General features: G+C 69.8%; 21 protein-coding genes. 13 read left to right on the top strand and 8 right to left on the bottom strand.

The window, feature by feature from the left end:
* The first annotated feature begins 122 nt into the window (after positions 1–122).
* Both AVL62_RS17055 and AVL62_RS16590 read left to right on the top strand, forming a co-directional pair.
* On the top strand, positions 123–593 hold the full coding sequence (locus tag AVL62_RS17055) for a HesB/IscA family protein (RefSeq protein ID WP_161937863.1): 471 nt from the start codon (positions 123–125) through the stop codon (positions 591–593).
* 27 nt (positions 594–620) lie between these two features.
* Positions 621–1,235 (top strand): GrpB family protein, encoded by a 615-nt coding sequence (locus AVL62_RS16590; RefSeq protein ID WP_083518806.1) that lies wholly within the window; start codon positions 621–623, stop codon positions 1,233–1,235.
* Between the two features lie 56 nt (positions 1,236–1,291).
* Here the strand turns inward: AVL62_RS16590 and AVL62_RS08590 are convergent, their stop codons facing one another.
* Positions 1,292–1,753, bottom strand: a complete 462-nt coding sequence (locus AVL62_RS08590; RefSeq protein ID WP_058891206.1) for an NUDIX domain-containing protein — start codon at positions 1,751–1,753, stop codon at positions 1,292–1,294.
* 273 nt (positions 1,754–2,026) lie between these two features.
* Entirely contained in the window at positions 2,027–2,425 is a 399-nt protein-coding gene (locus tag AVL62_RS08585; protein ID WP_153011723.1) for a hypothetical protein, read from the bottom strand.
* A 287-nt stretch (positions 2,426–2,712) separates the two neighbouring features.
* Between AVL62_RS08585 and AVL62_RS08580 the strand changes: the two genes are divergently transcribed.
* The 6 genes from AVL62_RS08580 (at position 2,713) to AVL62_RS08555 (ending at position 7,695) form a co-directional block, all read left to right on the top strand.
* Entirely contained in the window at positions 2,713–3,045 is a 333-nt protein-coding gene (locus AVL62_RS08580; protein WP_161937862.1) for a hypothetical protein, read from the top strand.
* The gene (locus AVL62_RS08575) at positions 3,042–3,344 is read left to right on the top strand and encodes a winged helix-turn-helix domain-containing protein (RefSeq protein ID WP_058891203.1); all 303 of its coding nucleotides are present in this window, start codon (positions 3,042–3,044) and stop codon (positions 3,342–3,344) included. Before AVL62_RS08580 ends, AVL62_RS08575 begins: the two co-directional genes overlap by 4 nt.
* Before the next feature lie 212 nt (positions 3,345–3,556).
* Entirely contained in the window at positions 3,557–5,293 is a 1,737-nt protein-coding gene (locus tag AVL62_RS16585) for an ATP-dependent nuclease (RefSeq protein WP_083518805.1), read from the top strand.
* 398 nt (positions 5,294–5,691) lie between these two features.
* Positions 5,692–6,855, top strand: coding sequence for a peptidase C39 family protein (locus tag AVL62_RS08565; RefSeq protein ID WP_058891201.1), 1,164 nt, complete (start codon positions 5,692–5,694; stop codon positions 6,853–6,855).
* Positions 6,856–6,952: 97 nt separating this feature from the next.
* The gene (locus tag AVL62_RS08560) at positions 6,953–7,192 is read left to right on the top strand and encodes a hypothetical protein (protein WP_058891200.1); all 240 of its coding nucleotides are present in this window, start codon (positions 6,953–6,955) and stop codon (positions 7,190–7,192) included.
* A gap of 8 nt (positions 7,193–7,200) precedes the next feature.
* Entirely contained in the window at positions 7,201–7,695 is a 495-nt protein-coding gene (locus tag AVL62_RS08555; protein WP_058891252.1) for a metallophosphoesterase family protein, read from the top strand.
* A 189-nt stretch (positions 7,696–7,884) separates the two neighbouring features.
* Here AVL62_RS08555 and AVL62_RS08550 read toward each other — a convergent pair whose 3' ends face one another.
* Positions 7,885–8,427, bottom strand: a complete 543-nt coding sequence (locus AVL62_RS08550; RefSeq protein ID WP_058891199.1) for a hypothetical protein — start codon at positions 8,425–8,427, stop codon at positions 7,885–7,887.
* Positions 8,428–8,474: 47 nt separating this feature from the next.
* Positions 8,475–8,975, bottom strand: a complete 501-nt coding sequence (locus AVL62_RS08545; RefSeq protein ID WP_161937861.1) for an NUDIX domain-containing protein — start codon at positions 8,973–8,975, stop codon at positions 8,475–8,477.
* A 139-nt stretch (positions 8,976–9,114) separates the two neighbouring features.
* Here AVL62_RS08545 and thrS point away from each other — a divergent pair, with 139 nt between their 5' ends.
* Complete coding sequence (thrS, locus tag AVL62_RS08540; protein WP_058891197.1) at positions 9,115–11,100, top strand: threonine--tRNA ligase; 1,986 nt, start codon at positions 9,115–9,117, stop codon at positions 11,098–11,100.
* Positions 11,101–11,168: 68 nt separating this feature from the next.
* Positions 11,169–11,699 carry a hypothetical protein gene (locus tag AVL62_RS08535; RefSeq protein WP_161937860.1) on the top strand — a complete coding sequence of 177 codons (531 nt, stop codon included), beginning with the start codon at positions 11,169–11,171 and terminating at the stop codon, positions 11,697–11,699.
* On the opposite strand, the gene AVL62_RS08530 is transcribed toward AVL62_RS08535, so the two are convergent.
* A complete protein-coding gene (locus AVL62_RS08530; RefSeq protein ID WP_083518802.1) occupies positions 11,696–12,178 on the bottom strand; it encodes a nitroreductase family deazaflavin-dependent oxidoreductase in 483 nt (160 codons plus the stop codon). The two genes, AVL62_RS08535 and AVL62_RS08530, sit on opposite strands and share 4 nt — an antisense overlap.
* A 20-nt stretch (positions 12,179–12,198) precedes the next feature.
* Positions 12,199–13,017 (bottom strand): ATP-grasp domain-containing protein, encoded by an 819-nt coding sequence (locus AVL62_RS08525; RefSeq protein WP_058891195.1) that lies wholly within the window; start codon positions 13,015–13,017, stop codon positions 12,199–12,201.
* An 81-nt stretch (positions 13,018–13,098) separates the two neighbouring features.
* On the opposite strand from AVL62_RS08525, the gene AVL62_RS08520 reads away from it, so the two are divergent.
* From AVL62_RS08520 to pdxT, 3 genes are all read left to right on the top strand, one after another.
* Positions 13,099–13,647 carry an HIT family protein gene (locus AVL62_RS08520; RefSeq protein WP_058891194.1) on the top strand — a complete coding sequence of 183 codons (549 nt, stop codon included), beginning with the start codon at positions 13,099–13,101 and terminating at the stop codon, positions 13,645–13,647.
* 273 nt (positions 13,648–13,920) lie between these two features.
* Positions 13,921–14,820, top strand: a complete 900-nt coding sequence (gene pdxS / locus AVL62_RS08515; RefSeq protein ID WP_058891193.1) for a pyridoxal 5'-phosphate synthase lyase subunit PdxS — start codon at positions 13,921–13,923, stop codon at positions 14,818–14,820.
* Positions 14,817–15,434: a pyridoxal 5'-phosphate synthase glutaminase subunit PdxT gene (gene pdxT, locus AVL62_RS08510; protein ID WP_058891192.1), complete on the top strand. Its 618-nt coding sequence runs from the start codon at positions 14,817–14,819 to the stop codon at positions 15,432–15,434. Before pdxS ends, pdxT begins: the two co-directional genes overlap by 4 nt.
* On the opposite strand, the gene AVL62_RS08505 is transcribed toward pdxT, so the two are convergent.
* Both AVL62_RS08505 and AVL62_RS08500 read right to left on the bottom strand, forming a co-directional pair.
* Positions 15,426–15,854: a GNAT family N-acetyltransferase gene (locus tag AVL62_RS08505; protein WP_058891191.1), complete on the bottom strand. Its 429-nt coding sequence runs from the start codon at positions 15,852–15,854 to the stop codon at positions 15,426–15,428. The two genes, pdxT and AVL62_RS08505, sit on opposite strands and share 9 nt — an antisense overlap.
* 76 nt (positions 15,855–15,930) lie before the next feature.
* Entirely contained in the window at positions 15,931–18,261 is a 2,331-nt protein-coding gene (locus tag AVL62_RS08500) for a cell wall-binding repeat-containing protein (protein ID WP_058891190.1), read from the bottom strand.
* Positions 18,262–18,305 lie beyond the last annotated feature (44 nt).

Here is an 18,305-nt window from a genome sequence, read left to right as displayed (position 1 = left end):
AACCACCCTCCCAGCGGCGTCTTGACACAGAGGGGTGCCAGATGCGTGCGCCCACGGACGACGTCCAGGCGAGAGCCCGAGGTCGGGGGTTCCTTGTCAGTGCTGGGTGATACACCGTGCCCATGACTGACGTGAGCGTCCTGCCGCCGTTTCAGGTGTCCCAGTCCGCTGTCCAGGCCATTCAAGATCTCGGCGGGGCCGTGCGAATCGACATAGAGGATGGCGGTTGCTGCGGAACCACCTATGTCTTCGAGCTGGTGGACCCCCAATCCGACGCTGTTGCCCAGGACGCCCAATACGGCTGTCCTGGTGCGTGGCTTTTCGTGTCGCCCACCGCCGCGCCGATTCTCAAGGAGGCCGTGCTCGACTATGGAGCGACCCTGAAACCGCCGCGTTTCCGGATTCCCCGCAACCCGAACGTCGACAATGTCTGCGCCTGCCGACGCTCGTTCGGCGACCCGTGGCCCGGACCCCGGCAACCGACATGCCGGTCGTACATGCCAATGCCCTGGGACACCGAGTACGAACCGCCCCGAGCCTGGCGTCGACAGACTGGCTGGACAGCGTCGAAGGAGACGCCCGCGGACGAGTAGTCGCCTCGACCCAGCGACACAGAGGCGATGAGCGTGACCGTGTACGCGGCAGATGAGCGTGTCCGACAGCCTGTCCGTGCTGGCCCCTATCGTCATCACGTGACGTGGGTTGAGCGGTATCCGGAAGAGCGCCTGGTGCCTCACGACCCTTCATGGGCAGCGAAGTTCCTGGAGGTGGCACGGTCGCTGCGCAAGGTGCTCGGGCCAGAGTGGGTCATCGAGCACGCCGGTTCTACCTCCGTGCCGGGGTTGTCTGCGAAACCGGTCATTGATCTGGTACTGCGTCTACCAGAGGGACGGAGCGTCAGTGATGCGATGCAGCCGCTCTTGCCGATGGACTGGACTGCGGCCGTGGAGGTCGGGGACCACTGGGCGATCTTCCATCCCGCCGTTGGACGACGCGATGCGATCGGGCATCTCTTCACGGCAGCCCAGTGGCCTGAGGCTCACATGCGTCTGTTCGCGAGCTGGCTGAGGTCCCATCCCGTCGACGTGCAGCGATACGAGGACCTCAAGCGGGACCTGGTCGCGGCCGGTGTTTGGGGGCCCGACTACACCCGAAGGAAGGCCGATTTCGTCCGGGAGATCGTTAACTCAGCCCGCCAGGAGATGGGACTGCCCCCGATCCACGGGGCGCTCTGACAGGCTGGGGCCGCGCAGCTCAGCCTCCGCACGGCTCGCGGCAATACAGGGCATCTCTATATCCAGCCGAGGGACCGGAACGTCGAGGTGGCGAAAGAGCCGAGTGCGGGTTCGCTGAGCAGCTGGGTGCGGGTGAACCACCGGAGTGCGTCGACCTCATCGTCGTCCGGCTGCGGCGGGCGACCGATGATGCGCGCCTCGAAGATGGTGCTCACGTAGGCGCACTGGTCGCCGTTGGGATACGTGATTCGGAAATCGGGTCCACCGACGGCTCCGAGGATAGCCGTCAGCTCCACGTCAGTGCCGATCTCCTCGGCGGTCTCCCGGTGGGCTGCATCGGCGGGGCTTTCGTCCACGTCCACCGCACCACCGATCGTGCCCCAGGCATGGAACTCCGCCTGATGTACCAACAGGACGCGGCCCTCTAGGTCCATCGGCAGCACGGTGACCGAAGGCAGCAGGAGCAGGTCGTGGCCCACCTTCGTTCGGAGACGGGCGATGTGTGGGGCGACGGGCATAGGAGAACGCTAGCCGTGGCCTCGCGGACCCACACTTTCGCGGCAGAGGACTTCCGCGGAACATCTACAGCGACTCCGGCCAGCGGCAGAACCGGATGGTTCGGGCTACCCGCTGAATCGGTCGGTACGCGTGTCGCTCGCCACCTCCGGGTCCAGGTCAGAACCTTCCACTCCCGGCAGTTGCACGCCCGATCGAAGCACGGCCGCGATCCGGTGAACCTGTGACTCGGCCTCCGCCTGCAAAGCGCGCTTCACCTTGCGGCCGATACCCGTTTAGACCAAGACGCCCACCTTGCAGGACAAGGTCACTTCGGTCCCCTCAGGATGTAGTTCATAGGTGGTGACGTACTTGGTCGGGGACGTCGGGAAGCGGACGACCATCCGGAACGGTCGTTCCAGTTCTATGAACTCCAGGAGTGTTACTGACCGGCGATCTTCTCCTGTGTCCTGGATGTAGCACTGTTGCTCGCCCACCTCGCCCACAGGAGTACCGGGCACGCGGAACGCGCTCACCACGGCAAGTTCCGTGAGATGCGCAAGCTCGGGAGCCATCAGGAACTCCCATACCCGATCCACGTTCACGGTGAGGCGAGCGGACGCGCTCGCAGTCACCGGTTCGAGTCCAAGCTTGCGCTCCGTCCATTGTCGCTCCATTTTCTCCATGAACGACACGCAGGTGGTCCCTTCCTCTGACACGCCACTCAAGTCGACGCTACCGCCTCTCACAGCGCGGCACGAGCCGGCGACCCAGGCGGGCAAAGCGCGGGCGCCTGGAGTCTCGCTGGTCAGGTCTACTTTACGAAGCGTGTCTGCTTGCCGAACCGTTAAGTTAACACTAGTCTCTCCTTATGGAGCGGCTACCAGACGCGCAAGACGGGGACGTGGAGACGCCATCTGAGACCGCCGGCCGCGGTCGACCGTATGGAGTCCCTGAGGCGGGGCTGGTGGCGGTGTGGGCGGTGCTGCTCGCCCTGTTCATCGTCGGGTACCTGCGCCTGGGTCTGCAGATGTGGACCGGGATCCGCGGGCCGCTCGTCACGGCGGGCCTGATCGTGCTGGCGCTGTCCTTCAACCTCGCCCGAGCTCGTTCCAGGACGACCCGTCCCCGGCACTACAACCTCCTCGAGGGGATCGCCGTGCTGGGTGCCGTGGTCGGGGCCGGTGTTGTCTCCTCCGTGCTGGGCGCGCCCGGAGGGGCCCAGGTCTCCTGGGGCCTGGCCGTGGCGGTGGCGTCAGTGCTCGTCGCGCCGTTGCTGGTTTGCGCGGCGTGGTTGGGGGTGCGTGCCCGGTGAGCCTGGGTGCGGCGATGGGACGACTGGACGACGTGGTGCACTCCCCGGTGCGGTTCACGATCATGGCAGCACTGTCCACGGTCGACGACGCGACCTACCAGGTCCTCAAGCAGGAACTCGGCATCAGTTACGCGCTGTTGTCCAAGCACGCCGCAATCCTGGAGGACCACGGCTACCTGAAAGCGCACAAGTCGTTCCTGGTCAAGAAGCCGCAGACGGTCTTCACCCTCACCCCCAGGGGTCGCAAGGCCTTCACCCGCCACGTCCAAGCCCTCGATGAGATCCGCCGCGGCCTCTGACCCCGCGGGTCGGACCACGGTTCACCGTTAGACCATCCCCAAGATCGACCAGCGGCAAAGTCGGACGAGCGTAGCCGTCCTCCACTCGGCAAAGTCGGATTTCGAAGAGATTCGCGGCGTAGCGCCAGCGCCTGACCGTCGCCCGAGGTCTCGCGAGCTAGGGTCGGAGTGAGATTGGTAAGTGAGACCGAGCCACACGCGGGGAGCAAGACATGTTGAAGCAGATGACTCTGACAAACTTTCGGGCCTTCGAAAAGTTCAGCGTCACATTCGGGGCAGGCGCATATCTTGTTGGCCCCAACAACGCCGGAAAATCGACGATCCTTACCGCCCTTAGGACCATCGACGTACTACTGCGGTACGCCCACGCTAGAAAACCTGAAGGCGCGCGACAATATGAGAACAGGACGGTGTTCACGTATCCTGTAAACTTGAGGGATTTCCCATCGCTTAGGGACAGCGTGCGCCATGAGTTCGGCGGGGCCGAGGCTCGCCTTGAAGTTTCTTGGAAAAGTACAGCGTCGATCACCGTGGTCTGGCCAGAAGAAAGACCAGGGAGCGACGATGCGCCATTCTTTTTCCTGCAAAGACTGCCAGGTATGCCAGTGACCACTGTGAAGCAAGCGCGAGACGCATTCCCGCCTCTAGGGATTATCCCCGTATTGGCACCTATCGAACACTCGGAAGAATTACTCGACGAGAAGTATGTCCGGCAGAACGTCACAGGCAGGCTAAGCAGCCGGCATTTCCGCAACCAGTTGCGACTCATGAAGGAGGATGGATCTCTTGGGGCCTTCTTGGACTGGGCGGCACCATGGATGACAGACGTGTCCATCGAGTCCTTAGAAGAGGGGATGAATGGGGGTAGATACGAGTTGCATCTTTTTTGTCGCGAAGAGGAAAGTCGCGTGCCAAAGGAGCTTGTTTGGGCGGGAGACGGAATTCAGATTTGGCTACAGTTGCTTTATCACATCTACCGCGTTCGGGAGTCGAGCACGATCGTCTTAGACGAGCCCGAGGTGTATCTGCATCCTGACCTGCAAAGACGCTTGGTAGGTCTTCTTGAGTCGACCGGTCGACAAGTGGTGTTGGCGACGCACTCGTCTGAAGTTGTAGCGGAAGCGGACGCCCGCCATATCTTCCTGGTCGATAAGTCGCGGAGGGCCGCTCGCCGCCCGAAGCGCGAGGCTGACCTCGAAATTCTGAGCCAAATGCTCGGAACGGCGTTTAATGTGCGGCTCGCGCGAGCTCTTCGCTCGAGGGGGGCAATATTTGTCGAAGGTCAAGATATGACTCTCCTGCGCCGATTCGCGCAGACACTTGGTCTTCTAAACATTGCTCACGAGCGCAATCTTACTGTCATTCCGCTCAAGGGATACACTCATTGGGGTCAAGTAGACGCGTTTTCATGGCTTGCACAGGAGATGCTGCCAGATGCCTTGAGGATTGGTGTGGTTCTTGACCGTGACTACCGCACTGACGAGACCGTTTCTGACGTGCTCGCATCCCTTGAGGATAAGGAAATCGTCGCGCATGTATGGCGGCGGAAAGAAATAGAAAGCTACGTTGTCACCCCTAGCGTCATTTCGCGGAAATCTGGCGCGCCGCTAGAGGATGTGGAAAGTTGGCTCGATGAAATCACTGATGGAATGCGCGAGGACGTTCACAGCAGACAGTTGGACGAACACATCCGTACTGAAAAGGGGCCCAAGAACCATCAAGTTTCCGTGATCGGCAAGTTCTTGCCGATCTTCGATGAGAAGTGGAAAGATCCAGCCTATCGCCGCGCTTTCGCGCCGCCGAAGCAAATCTTAAGTCAGCTTAACGCGAAGCTTCAAGAGGGGGAGTACAAGACTGTCTCTTCGGTCGGGCTGGCGCGAGCCCACAGGATTGGGGAGATTGATGCCGAGGTGCGAGATCTCCTCGGCGTCTTCGACGCATGGGCTTAGAGGAAGTCCGCGACACGTCCCTTGGGGACTGTCGGGAACGTCCTGTCATCGGCATGTGCGCGATGTACCGACCTTCGCGTGTGGCTGCCTCTCAACCCGCGCGGCTGCCCATCGGCGACGAGGGTGGTGGAGTTCGGCTGCGAACCCGCGTGGAAGGGGTGTCTTCAGGCCCGGGCGACAAGACGCGACCCTGTGTAGGCCACCGGCCACCGGCCACCCGACAGCCGACAGGGCACGGTGGGCAGCGGTGAAGCCGGGTTCTGGCGTACGGTCCCGCAATCTGGTGGCCGAGCACGGCGGCCACAAGGTGGTGCCGGCCGTCCCGGCGAAGGGGAGGAAATCTCATGGTCGCTACCCGCCGGACATTTCTGCAAGCGGCGTCTCTTGTCCCGCCGTTCATGGCCATCTCGGCCGCACCGGCTCTGGCCGCCAGCGTGCAGCCATACATCAGCCTCCGTCGCCACTGCACGGCCGCGCACTTCGAGCCCGCCTCCCGTTCCGGTGTCGTGCTGGAGAGCCGTTCCGGTCGGGCGCACCTTCGACTGGCGTCGAGCGGTCTGCCGTCGGGGCGGAACACCGAGCTCTACGGCATCGCCGCCACCTACTACTACGGGCGCCTGACCTCACCAGCGATCACTCCGCCCCAGCGGTTCGACAGGCTCATCCCGTCGTGGAACGCCTCCACCCCGACCGGGACGTGGGTGCAGGTAGAGGTGCGCGCCTATCGTGCCGACGCCTCACGGTGGACGAAGTACTACAACGTGGGCATCTGGGCGCGCGACAACTCGACGATCAAGCGGCGCAGTGTCGCAGGTCAGGGGAATGCGGACGGCACCGTCGAGACGGACCTGCTCAAGCTCACCGGCGGGGCGGTCTGGAGCCGGTTCCAGTACCGGTTGACGCTCTTCACGACGGACAGGACACGGACCCCGTCGGTGAGTTCCGTGGCCGTCATGGCGTCGAACTCGGCCAAGGAGGCAGCGGGTCTGCCCGTCTACTCGGACAGGCAGGCGTGGGGGCGCGACCTGAATGTCCCTAAACGGTCGCAGATGATCTACCCGGACGGCGGCGAGGTGTGGTGCTCGCCGACCTCCACGTCGATGGTGCTCACCTACTGGGGCAAGAGCGTGACGGTGCCCCGCGCCGCGGCCAGGACCTACGACCACACCTACCGAGGCCATGGCAACTGGCCCTTCAACACCGCCTGGGCCTCCACCCACGGTCTGGATGCCTACGTCACCCGGATGGGCTCGCTCGCCCAGCTGGAGGAGTGGATCAGCGCCGGGGTGCCCGTCGTCATCAGCATCGCCTGGAAGCGCGGAGAGCTCAGGGGCGCGCCCATCCCCTCCAGCAACGGTCACGTCGTCGTCGTCCGTGGGTTCGCGAGCAACGGCGACGTCATCGTCAACGACCCGGCGGCGTCGAGCGATGCGCGGGTGCGCCTGGTCTACCGACGCGCGGAGCTCTTCACCGTCTGGCTCAAGTCCTCCGGCGGCACGGCATACCTCATCCACCCCCGCAACCACCCGGTGCCGACCGACAAGCGTCACGGCAGCTGGTAGACGGGGTCGCGACAGGAGCGGGCCCGGTGCGCCGCCCCGACGTGACGTCCGGTCCGTCCGGGGCGCGGGCCGGCTCGGCAGTGACTACCGTGGCGCCATGACTGAGCAGCAGAGCAGCAACGGCGGGTCCGAGGAGTCCGAGGCGCGGCAGGAGGCTGCGGAGCACGTGGTCGAGCGCGTGGAGAGCTGGGACGAGGGCGCGCAGCCCGAGACGATCCGGGAGGACCTCGAGGAGGGTATGCAGCAGGCCCAGGTGGACGTCGCCGAGGGCGATCTGGAGCAGATGGCCGAGGAGATCCACGACGAGGGCAGCACCGACACCCCCGAGGTCGGGTGAGCGAGGGCCTGCGACTCCTCCTCCTGGCCGACACCCACGTACCGAAGCGCGCGAAGGTCCTGCCGGTCGAGGTGTGGGAGCAGGTGGACGCCGCCGACGTCGTGGTCCACGCCGGTGACTGGGTCACCCCTGACCTGCTGGACGAGCTCGAGCAGCGCGCGGCCCAGCTGGTTGCCGTATGGGGAAACAACGACGGACCGGAGCTGCGTCGCCGCCTCCCCGAGGTGGCCCGGGTGGAGCTGGACGGTATGCGATGGGGCGTGGTCCACGAGACCGGCGCCAAGCAGCGGCGCGAGGAGCGGATGCGCGCGGCATACCCCGACCTGGACGTCCTCGTGTTCGGGCACAGCCACATCCCCTGGGACACCGAGCACGAGGGGCTGCGCCTGCTCAACCCCGGCTCGCCCACGGACCGACGGCGTCAGCCGTATTGCACCTACCTGACCTGCACCGTCGCCGGCGGCGCTCTGAGCGAGGTCACGCTCCACCGGATCGGGGCCTAGCCGTGGAGCGACGGGTGGTCCTGGTGCGCGCGGTCGACGGCGCCGGCACCGCGCGCAACCTCCGGACGGTGCGCAGGCTCACCGAGTCGGCGGGGCCCGCAGCCACCTGATCCGGGCCGTCAGCCACCAGCGTCGACGAACGACAGCCCCGGTCGTCGACCGGGGCTGTCGTCGTGGGCGCCGTAGTGGTCAGCGCAGGGCCGCGGGGGCGGTCCGTGCCCACCAGTCGCCGAGCCCGAGGGTGCTCCACGCGGCCGGGATGGCGGCGACGGTGAGCAGCACCAGCGCGCCGGTGAGGTGGTCGTCCAGGAACGGGTTGTTCACGGTCGGGATCGCCGCGCCGTACATGAACAGGTACATCAGCGCTCCTGCCAGGGCGCCCACGCGGGCTCCGGCGCCGGTGATGAGGGTGACGCCGATGCCCAGCAGGCCGAGCATGAAGAGCCAGTCGATGACGACCATGCCGGCCATGCCGTTGTAGAAGCCGGCGAGCGGACCCTCGACACCGCTGAGGTAGCCGGTGGTGGGGCTGCCGCCGTTGATCCAGGCACGCTCGCCCGGGGTCGCGTAGCCCAGACCGAAGGTCTTGTCCAGGAACGCCCACAGGAAGTAGAAGCCGAAGGCGATGCGGGTGATGGCCAGCATCCAGGCACCGGCCACGGGCAGGACCGCGTGGTCCCGTGCCGTGAGGCGGGTGGCCGTGGTGGTGGCCGAAGCTGTGGCGGAGCTCATGATGCCTACTTTCGACGTGTCCGACTAGGTACTACACAGTGTAGCAGTCAGACTACGACGGCGTGTAGTGCTTTGGTCGCCCACGCCGACACCTCGGCGGTCAGGGGTGTGCCGGCCATCCCAGGGGCGTCCAGCCACGTCATGCTGTAGGTGTCGGACACCCGCGGCAGGCCGCCCGCGCCAGGCTCCCAGCCGGGCCGCGGGACGGCGAAGTAGATGAGGTCGATGTGCTGGTGCGGCGGGTCCTGCGAGATGTCCTCCACCTGGATGCCCTCCGGACGCACCAGCTGCCGGGGCGAGCCCGGCGCGTCGTGCGGTATGCCGGGGGAGCCGACGAGGTCCACGGCCAGGCCCGTCTCCTCGAGGGTCTCGCGCCGAGCTGCGTCGTCCGGCAGCTCGTGCGGCTCGATGTGTCCGCCGGGCGGCAGCCACAGACCGACCTTGGGGTGCGGGTGCAGCAGGACGTGCCCCGCGTGGACGACGAAGACCGCCACGGTGAAGTGCCTGGTGATGCCGTCCGGCGGCTCCCGGTCCTCGACTGCACCCACGACCAGCACCCTAGGCGCTCTGCCCCGAGCCGTGCACGACCCGATATCCGGTGCCGACGTCCGCGATCCGGCGGGTAGGGTTGGGCGACCGACGGGCGCGCGCGGCGCACGTCATACCCCATCTCCGAGGAGCACCAGCGTGTCCACCCAGATCACCGTCAGTGTCGCAGGCAGCGAGCGAGCGGTCGAGCAGGGAACGACCGCGGGCGACCTCGTCGGCGACGACCGCCAGGTGGTCGTCGCGCGGGTCGGCGGCGAGCTGCGCGACCTGCACCACGAGCTCGCCGACGGCGACGTCGTGGAGCCGGTGCTCGTCACCGAGCCGGACGGGCTGGACGTGCTGCGCCACTCGTGCGCCCACGTGCTCGCCCAGGCCGTGCAGCAGACGTGGCCCGAGGCCCGCCTGGGCATCGGGCCGCCGGTGCGCGACGGCTTCTACTACGACTTCGACGTCGCCGAGCCGTTCACCCCCGACGACCTGAAGCGCCTCGAGAAGACGATGCAGCGCATCATCAACTCCGGGCAGACCTTCGCCCGGCGCGAGGTCGACGACGACTCCGCCCGGGAGGAGCTGGCCGCCGAGCCCTACAAGCTCGAGCTCATCGGCCTCAAGGGGGGCGCCTCCGAGGACGCCGCCGAGGGCGCGAGCGTCGAGGTCGGCGGCAGCCAGCTCACCATCTACGACAACCTCGACCGGACCGGCGAGACGGTCTGGGGCGACCTGTGCCGCGGCCCGCACCTGCCGAGCACCAAGATCATCGGCAACGCCTTCAAGCTCATGCGCAGCGCCGCGGCCTACTGGCGGGGCAGCGAGAAGAACCCGCAGCTGCAGCGGATCTACGGCACCGCCTGGCCGTCCAAGGACGAGCTCAAGGCCTACCTCGACCGTCTCGCCGAGGCCGAGAAGCGCGACCACCGCCGCCTGGGCGCGGAGATGGACCTCTACTCTTTCCCCGAGGAGCTGGGCGCCGGCCTGCCCGTCTTCCACCCCAAGGGCGGCGTGCTCAAGCGGGTCATGGAGGACTACCTGCGGCAGCGGCACATCGACGAGGGGTTCGAGTACGTCGGGACCCCGCACGTGGCCAAGGAGGGCCTGTTCCACACCTCCGGCCACCTGCCGTACTACGAGGACACGATGTTCCCGCCGATGGAGGAGGACGGGCAGCGCTACTTCCTCAAGGCGATGAACTGCCCCATGCACAATCTCATCTACCGGAGCCAGCAGCGCTCCTACCGCGACCTGCCGCTGCGGCTGTTCGAGTTCGGGCACGTCTACCGCTACGAGAAGTCCGGGGTCGTGCACGGGCTGACCCGTGTGCGCGGCCTGGAGATGGACGACTCGCACTCCTACGTCACCCGCGAGCAGGCCCCGAGCGAGATCCGGCACCTGCTGACCTTCGTGCTCGGGGTGCTGCGCGACTTCGGCCTGGACGACTTCTACCTCGAGCTGTCCACCCGCGACGAGGTGGGGGAGAAGAAGGACAAGTTCATCGGCACCGACGAGCAGTGGGCCGAGGCGACGGCCGTGCTCGAGGAGGTCGCGCGGGACTCCGGGCTGGAGCTCGTGCCCGACCCCGGCGGTGCCGCCTTCTACGGACCCAAGATCTCGGTGCAGGCCCGCGACGCGATCGGCCGGACCTGGCAGATGTCGACGGTGCAGTACGACTTCAACCAGCCGGAGCGCTTCGGGCTGGAGTACTCCGCCGCGGACGGCACCCGGCAGCAGCCGGTCATGATCCACTCGGCCAAGCTGGGCTCGGTCGAGCGCTTCATGGGCGTGCTCATCGAGCACTACGCCGGGCAGCTGCCGCCGTGGCTGGCGCCCGTCCAGGTGGTCGGCGTGCCGGTGGCCGAGGAGTTCGAGGGCTACCTCGACGAGGTGGCCGCGCGGCTGCGCGAGCACGGCATCCGGGTCGAGGTCGACCGCGGGGACGACCGCTTCCCCAAGAAGATCCGCAACGCCAGCCGGTCCAAGGCGCCGTTCATCCTCATCGCCGGCGGCGAGGACCGGGACGCCGGTGCGGTGTCCTTCCGCTTTCGTGACGGCTCGCAGGAGAACTCCGTCCCGGTGGACCAGGCGGTCGAGCGCATCGCCGCCGCCGTCCGCGACCGCGTGCAGGTCTGACCCGGGCGCCCTCCCGCCCGACCCCACCCCGCCTGACCTGGGCCGGACGCCGACCGGCGGGGTCGGGGATGGCTAGGATCACGGCATACCCGAGGGATCAGGAGGACGGTATGCCGACGCTGGGCGAGCTGGCCGACGCCGTCCGGGTGCGCGTCGTGAACGACGACGAGGCGCTGCTCCTGGGCGCGCTGCACAAGCAGGCCCTGCTGCGCGGCGGGACCGACCCCGACCCCGACCGGCCGCGGCACGTGCGCGCCTTCGCCAGCGCCTGGCACCCGCGGGCGTCCGACCTGCCGGCCTGGGTCGCCGAGCACGACGGCGAGCACGTGGGGATGGCGCTCGTGCGCCGCACGATGCTGCCGCACCTGCCCGGGGCCGCCCCGCGGCTCCTCGTGCTCTCCGCGCTCGGTCCGGCCACCGGGGCGAGCGAGGAGGCGGTCTGCCTCGCGCTCGTCCGCCAGGTCGTCGGCTGGGCGCGGCAGCGGGGCGCGGACCGGGTCGAGGTCGCCGACGACGTCACCCTGCCCGCCCCCGTGCTGGACGCGGTGCGCGCGAGCGTCCGGCAGGTGCGCTCGGTCTCGCTGCCGACCCAGCCCTAGGAGAGCGGCTCGAGCACGAAGACCGGGATGAGCCGGTCCGTCTTCTCCTGGTAGTCGGCGTAGCTCGGGAACGCTGCCACGGCCCGCTCCCACCACGCGTCGCGCTCGGGGCCGTCCGCCAGCTCGCGCGCCCGCAGCGCCTGCTGGCTCGTGCCGTCCTGGACCAGGACGTCCGGGTTCTTGACGAGGTTGTGGTACCACGCCGGGTGCTCCGGTGCCCCGCCCTTGCTGGCCACCGCGAGATAGGCCCCCTCGTGCTCGACCCGCATGAGCGGCACGCGGCGCAGCAGGCCGCTGCGGGCCCCGCGCATGGTGATGACCATGACCGGCCGGTCCTGGATGGTGGCGGCCGCCGTGTCGCCCGCCGCGTCGATGTCGCGCAGCTGGCTGGCCACCCACTCGCTCTTCTCCGGCAGGTATGCCGTGGGGTCACCGATCGCGGCGTCGCGCAGGTCGTGCTGGGGCTCGTTGTCGTCCATGCTGGGGCAACTCACGGCGGTCACCGCCTTGTTCCCACCCGGTCGGCGACGAGGTCGGCCAGGGCCTGCGGGGCCCCGGGCACCCCGCGGTAGCCGGGGAAGGCGTTGACGTCGACGAGCACCGGCCCGTCGGGCCCGAGCACCACGTCAACACCCGCCAGGTCCAGGCGGCAGGTCCGGGCGGCGGCCAGGGCCAGCTCCTGCAGCGGGGCGGGCACGTCGAAGGGCCGCCCGGTCTCCACGTGCCCGCCCACCAGCGGGGACGGTTTGAGCAGGCCGGCGACGCGGTCCCCGACGACGTAGAGCTTGCGGTCCAGCCCGTCGTTCGGGACGAACGGCTGGGTGACGTAGGGCCCGGGGAAGGGCGGCTCGGGCGGGAGGTCGCCCGCCCGGCCGGCGACCACCTCGGCTCCGCGGCCCCGGCCCCGACGACGCCGCTTCACCACCCGCTGCTCCTCGCGGGCATCCACGAGGACGTCGGCCCAGGTCGGCACGGGGCGCGAGGGCGGCACCGGGAGCCCGGCGCGCGCCAGCCGCTCCTCCAGCCGTTGGTGCCGCCGCAGCAGCCGGACCGCCGGCACGGGGTCGACGGCGGGCACGCCGGCGGCTGCCAGCCGTTCGACGACCCCCAGGGCGTCCGGGCGGAGGCCCCGGTGCACCACCAACGACACCTGCTCGGGAGGAGGCGGCGCCTGGCCGTCGTGCGGCAGGCATACCTCCACCCGGACGCCGCGGTGCCCGAGCAGGGCGAAGACCTCGGGGAAGATGCTCGATGACGACGGGGGCTTGCCCAGCACGAAGAGGGCGAGCGGGCCGCGGTCGGTGCGGGGGTCGGCCATGCGTCCTCCTCGGGCGACGGTCGCGCCCAGCCTCGCGGACGCAGGTGAGGGGGCGATGAGAGCGGCCCTAGACTGCGTGCCATGACGGGGCAGCTGCAGCCGGAGGACGCGACCTCCTTCGCCGGGTCGCAGGACGGGTTCGAGCGGCTCTGGACGCCGCACCGGATGGCCTACGTGCGCGGCGAGCGCCCCAGCGCGGACGCCGGCGACGGGTGCCCCTTCTGCGCGGCGACGTCCGGCGCGGGCGGGGACGACCTCGTCGTGCACCGAGGGGAGCACTGCTACGTCATCCTCAACCTCTTCCCCTACAACCCCGGGCACCTGCTGGTCTGCCCCTACCGGCACGTCCCGCTCTACCTCGACCTCACCGACGAGGAGACGGCCGAGTTCACCGCGCTGACCAAGGCGGCCCTCCGGGCGATCCAGGCGGCGAGCAACCCGGCGGGCTTCAACCTGGGGATGAACCAGGGCGAGGTCGCCGGCGCCGGCGTCGCCGCCCATCTGCATCAGCACGTCGTGCCGCGCTGGATGGGCGACGCCAACTTCCTGCCGATCGTCGGGCAGACCAAGGCCTTGCCGCAGCTGCTCGCCGACGTCCGGGAGCAGCTCGCCGCCGCCTGGCCGGCCTGAGCAGAGAGACGCTCCCCGAGCAGGGGCCGGGCCTCGCCATCCGGACCTGAGCAGAGAAACGCTCCCAGAGCAGGGGTTGCAACCCCTGTCTCGGGACGTTTTCTCTGCTCAGGCTGGCGGGCGGGGGAAGCGGCACACGTGGTCCAGCAGCGAGCCGGCGGGTCCGTAGACTGGGGGGCGCGGCGCACGCCGACGCCACCGCGGGCCAACCCACCGCCCGCAGACCCCACCCGAACCCACCGCACAGCGACCGAGCACGAGAGGCCCCCAGGCATGTCCGAGCCCACCCAGCCCACCACCGGCACCACCCGCGTCAAGCGCGGCATGGCCGACATGCTCAAGGGCGGCGTCATCATGGACGTCGTCACCCCCGAGCAGGCCAAGATCGCCGAGGACGCGGGGGCCGTCGCCGTCATGGCGCTCGAGCGGGTGCCGGCCGACATCAGGGCGCAGGGCGGGGTGTCCCGGATGAGCGACCCCGACATGATCGACGGCATCATCGAGGCCGTCTCGATCCCCGTCATGGCCAAGGCCCGCATCGGCCACTTCGTCGAGGCGCAGGTGCTGCAGAGCCTCGGCGTGGACTACGTCGACGAGTCCGAGGTGCTCACCCCGGCCGACTACGCCCACCACATCGACAAGTGGGCCTTCACCGTGCCCTTCGTCTGCGGCGCGACCAACCTGGGCGAGGCGCTGCGCCGCATCACCGAGGGGGCGGCGATGATCCGGTCCAAGGGCGAGGCGGGCACCGGCGACGTGTCCAACGCCACCACGCACATGCGCTCGATCCGCGGCGAGATCAACCGGCTCTCGTCGCTGGCCGACGACGAGCTCTACGTCGCGGCCAAGGAGCTGCAGGCACCCTACGACCTCGTCAAGGAGGTCGCGCGCGCCGGGAAGCTGCCGGTGGTCCTCTTCACCGCGGGCGGCATCGCCACCCCCGCCGACGCGGCGATGATGATGCAGCTGGGGGCCGAGGGCGTCTTCGTCGGCTCGGGCATCTTCAAGGCGGGCAACCCCGCGCAGCGGGCCGCCGCCATCGTCAAGGCCACCACCTTCCACGACGACCCCGACACCCTCGCCGAGGTCTCCCGCGGCCTGGGCGAGGCCATGGTCGGGATCAACGTCGACGACATCCCGCAGCCGCACCGGCTCGCCGAGCGCGGCTGGTGAGCGAGGCCGACCAGCAGCCGGAGCCCCGGCGCCCCGTCGTCGGCGTCCTCTCCGTCCAGGGGGACGTGCGCGAGCACGTCGCCGCGCTGGACGCCGTCGGGGCCGACCCGCGGCTGGTCCGTCGGCCCCGCGAGCTGGAGGGCCTGGACGGCCTGGTCATCCCCGGCGGGGAGTCCACGACCATCGACCGGCTGTGCCGGATCTTCGGGCTGCACGAGCCGATCCGGCGCCTCGTCGCCGCGGGGCTGCCGGTCTACGGCTCGTGCGCCGGGATGATCCAGCTCGCCGACGAGATCCTCGACGGGCACCCCGAGCAGCAGACCTTCGGCGGCATCGACATGACCGTGCGGCGCAACGCCTTCGGGCGCCAGGTCGACAGCTTCGAGACCGACCTGCAGATCGCCGGGCTGCCCGATCCCGACCGCCCGTTCCCCGCGGTGTTCATCCGCGCGCCCTGGGTGGAGCGGCTGGGCGAGGAGGTCGAGGTCCTCGCCGCCGTGGAGGGCCACCCCGTCGCCGTCCGGCAGGGACACCTGCTCGCCACGAGCTTCCATCCCGAGGTGACCGGCGACCACCGGGTGCACGCGCTCTTCGTCGAGCTCTGCTCAGGCTGAGTCCGGCAGGACCATGAGGACGAGGTCGTCCGCGTGGTCGGGCACCCAGTCCGGCCGCAGCGTGGCGACGTCCCGCCAGCCCCGGCGCAGGTAGAGCGCCCGCGCGACCGCGTGGCCGGGGAACACGTCGAGCACCGGCGTCAGCCCCTGCTCGCGGGCCCAGCCGACGGCGGTGTCCAGCAGCCGCCCGCCCAGGCCGAGCCCCGCCCGGCCCGGCCCGACGAAGAGGGTGGAGACGGACCCGAGCCGAGCGAGCGGCATACCGGTCGCGGCGAGGAAGCCCCGGCCGATCTCCCCGTCCTCCACCCGGTCGACGGCGACGTGACCGGCGAGCGTGCCGTCCACCTCCACGACCCAGGCGGCCAGGTCGCGGGGCCGGGCGACGAACTGCTCGCCCGGCACCGGCAACGGGTTGCGCATCGGGTACCCGCTGGCCGGCTGCTGGGCGAGCGGCCGTGGCGTCGGCCGGCGGTGTGCCCGGCGCCGGCCGACGGCCTCAGCGCAGGTAGCGCCCCAGGGCGGTCATCGTGGTGTCGGTGATCCCCGAGTCGCCGCCGAGGACGTACATCGAGCCCGGCCGCAGGTGGGTGAGCGCCAGGTCGGCGCCACGCACCACCCGGTCCCCGCGGGTGAGCACCAGCGGCGCGTCGTTGCGCCCCGCGAGGGCGGCCGCGACGAGGGCGTCCGGGAAGTCGGTGCCGAGCGCGACGAACGAGGGCTCGGTGCTCCGGGGGAAGGTCGCGGCGATCTTGGCCGCGGTGCGGTAGCGGTCGGTGCCGGCCCAGCGCTGGGCGCCGGCGGAGGCGTAGCGACCCGCCTCGCGCAGGACCGATGCCGAGACTGCGCCGTCGCCGCCGAGGACGACCACCTCGCGCGGGCGCAGCCGCTCCAGGGCACGTCGCGTGCTCGGGTGCAGCTCGTCCCCCCGGGTGAGGAGCAGCGGCACCTGCTCGCCGTTGGCGACCGCGGCCCCGGCCAGCGCGTCGGGGAACGCCTGCCCGCTGGCGAGCAGCACCCGGTCGACGCGGGAGGGGTAGTAGTCGGAGAGCGCGGCGGCGGTGGCGTAGCGGTCGGTCCCCGCCACGCGGTCCACCCGCCCGGTGCGGGCGTAGGAGCGCAGCTCGGTGAGGACCGTGCCGCTCACCGCCTCGCTGCCCCCGAGCACGACGAGCCGGTCCGGCCGCAACCGGGTCAGCGCGCGCCGCGTGGCGCCGGGCAGGTCGTCCGCCCGGCTGAGCAGGATCGGGGCGTCGTAGACCCCGGCCCGGGCCGAGGCGGCCAGCGCGTCGGGGTAGTCCTGGCCGGACACGATGTAGACCACCTCGAGGCCGGGGGACCACTGCTCGGCCACGGTCGCCGCGGTGCCGTAGCGGTCGGTGCCGCCGAGCCGGACCGGTCCGGTGGGCGCCGGGGCGGGCGAGGCGAAGGTGAAGTAGTCCGAGGAGAGCCCGTCGGACCACGTCGGCCAGTAGCGGGCGAGCATGAGGCCGGTGCCGGTGGCGTGCGCCCAGGTGTACTGCCCGCCGGAGGTGAAGCCTTCGACCCGGGCGGTGAGGATCCGCCCGCCCCACGCGCCCACCCCGTCACGGGTCAGCACCTGGATGCGCTCCACCCGGTGGATGCCGTAGCGCTGCTGCAGCGAGGTCCGCGGCAGCGAGGCGCTCCAGCGGTGCCGGGGGTTGGCCGCCACGGCGTCGTACGGGTCGCGCTGGGCGGTGAGGTAGTCGTGGCCGTTGCCCGAGGCGATCGTCTGACCGCCGGTCGAGGCCGAGTACATCGTCGTCGCGAGCCGCCGCCCGTTCGGGAAGGCGAAGGTCAGCACCTGCCCGGCCGTCGCGTCGACCGCGCCGGTGTTGGCGGCGTACTCGTAGGAGCTGATGCTGCCGTCGCTGCGACGCACCCCACGGCCCCGGTATGCCTGGCACGCGGTGGTGTCGCAGATGTCGTAGTAGCTCGTGCTGGCGCTGCGCTCGGCGTAGGTCCGGGCGGCGACCGACTGGGCCTGCAGCGCCTCGGGGTGGAAGGACGGGCCCATCTCGGCGGCGACCACCGAGCGCAGGTAGTGCTCCCGCGGCAGGTGGTTGACGGTGGCCAGCGCGGTGCTGCCGTGGTGGGTGGCCGTCACCGCGCCGCGGTAGATGCGCCGCGAGCCGTCCGGCAGGACGAGGTCGACGCTCTTCTCCGAGGGGGAGCTGAAGGTCACCGGGCAGCGCCGGGACATGCCCGAGGGCCACCAGGTCGACCAGGAGGAGCCGTCATACCCCTGCAGGACGCAGGAGGAGGCCGAGCCGCTCGTCGCGCGGACGCGCCACTGGCTGCGCCCGGACGGCAGGGCGTAGGTGGTGCCGCCCGCCGCGGCGCCGACGCGCAGCCCGCTGCGGTGCGCCACCTGGGTCACCCCGTCGTGGTCGATGGTGATGCCGACGGAGATGTCGGCGGCCGACCAGGTCTCCAGGCGGGTGCCGGGGTAGTAGAAGGAGAGGATCCGCTCGTGCGACAGGCCCTGGAGGCCGGCACCGTGGGCCCCCCACTGCGACATGCCGATGCGGTGGCCGAAGCCGCCGCCGGTGATGTCGTAGCTGCCGTCGGCCGGCACCGGGTAGACCTCGGAGCCGGGCACCGGGGCCGGCAGCACCGAGCTGTCCGTGACCACCGTGGTCTCCCCGAGCTCCTCGGCGGTCTGCACGGGCTCGACCGAGTCGGCCTGCTGGGCGTAGGGGAGGGCGTCCTGCGCCGCGTCCTGCTCCTGCGGGGCGGCCGTCGCCGGTGCGCCGGTGAGGGAGAGGACGAGAGCGAGGGTGAGGCCGACGAGGGACGGTCGTCGCACGATGACTCCAGGAGGATGGGAGGGGTGGCCTGAGCAGGGACGTT

It is taken from the genome of Serinicoccus chungangensis (genome assembly GCF_001483745.1).
GTDB lineage: Bacteria > Actinomycetota > Actinomycetes > Actinomycetales > Dermatophilaceae > Ornithinicoccus > Ornithinicoccus chungangensis_A.
Note: the sequence above shows the minus strand (reverse complement) of the source record. Positions and strands in the feature narration are given on the sequence as shown.

Excerpts from the sequence above, each read along its gene's own strand:
- AVL62_RS08565 (WP_058891201.1), top strand. The coding sequence starts at position 5,692 with ATGGCCATCTCGGCCGCACCGGCTCTGGCCGCCAGCGTGCAGCCATAC.
- AVL62_RS08505 (WP_058891191.1), bottom strand. The coding sequence starts at position 15,854 with ATGCGCAACCCGTTGCCGGTGCCGGGCGAGCAGTTCGTCGCCCGGCCC.
- AVL62_RS08560 (WP_058891200.1), top strand. The coding sequence starts at position 6,953 with ATGACTGAGCAGCAGAGCAGCAACGGCGGGTCCGAGGAGTCCGAGGCG.
- AVL62_RS08535 (WP_161937860.1), top strand. The coding sequence starts at position 11,169 with ATGGCTAGGATCACGGCATACCCGAGGGATCAGGAGGACGGTATGCCG.
- AVL62_RS16590 (WP_083518806.1), top strand. The coding sequence starts at position 621 with ATGAGCGTGACCGTGTACGCGGCAGATGAGCGTGTCCGACAGCCTGTC.
- AVL62_RS08530 (WP_083518802.1), bottom strand. The coding sequence starts at position 12,178 with ATGGACGACAACGAGCCCCAGCACGACCTGCGCGACGCCGCGATCGGT.
- AVL62_RS08525 (WP_058891195.1), bottom strand. The coding sequence starts at position 13,017 with ATGGCCGACCCCCGCACCGACCGCGGCCCGCTCGCCCTCTTCGTGCTG.
- AVL62_RS16585 (WP_083518805.1), top strand. The coding sequence starts at position 3,557 with ATGTTGAAGCAGATGACTCTGACAAACTTTCGGGCCTTCGAAAAGTTC.
- AVL62_RS08520 (WP_058891194.1), top strand. The coding sequence starts at position 13,099 with ATGACGGGGCAGCTGCAGCCGGAGGACGCGACCTCCTTCGCCGGGTCG.
- AVL62_RS08590 (WP_058891206.1), bottom strand. The coding sequence starts at position 1,753 with ATGCCCGTCGCCCCACACATCGCCCGTCTCCGAACGAAGGTGGGCCAC.
- pdxS (WP_058891193.1), top strand. The coding sequence starts at position 13,921 with ATGTCCGAGCCCACCCAGCCCACCACCGGCACCACCCGCGTCAAGCGC.
- AVL62_RS17055 (WP_161937863.1), top strand. The coding sequence starts at position 123 with ATGACTGACGTGAGCGTCCTGCCGCCGTTTCAGGTGTCCCAGTCCGCT.
- AVL62_RS08550 (WP_058891199.1), bottom strand. The coding sequence starts at position 8,427 with ATGAGCTCCGCCACAGCTTCGGCCACCACCACGGCCACCCGCCTCACG.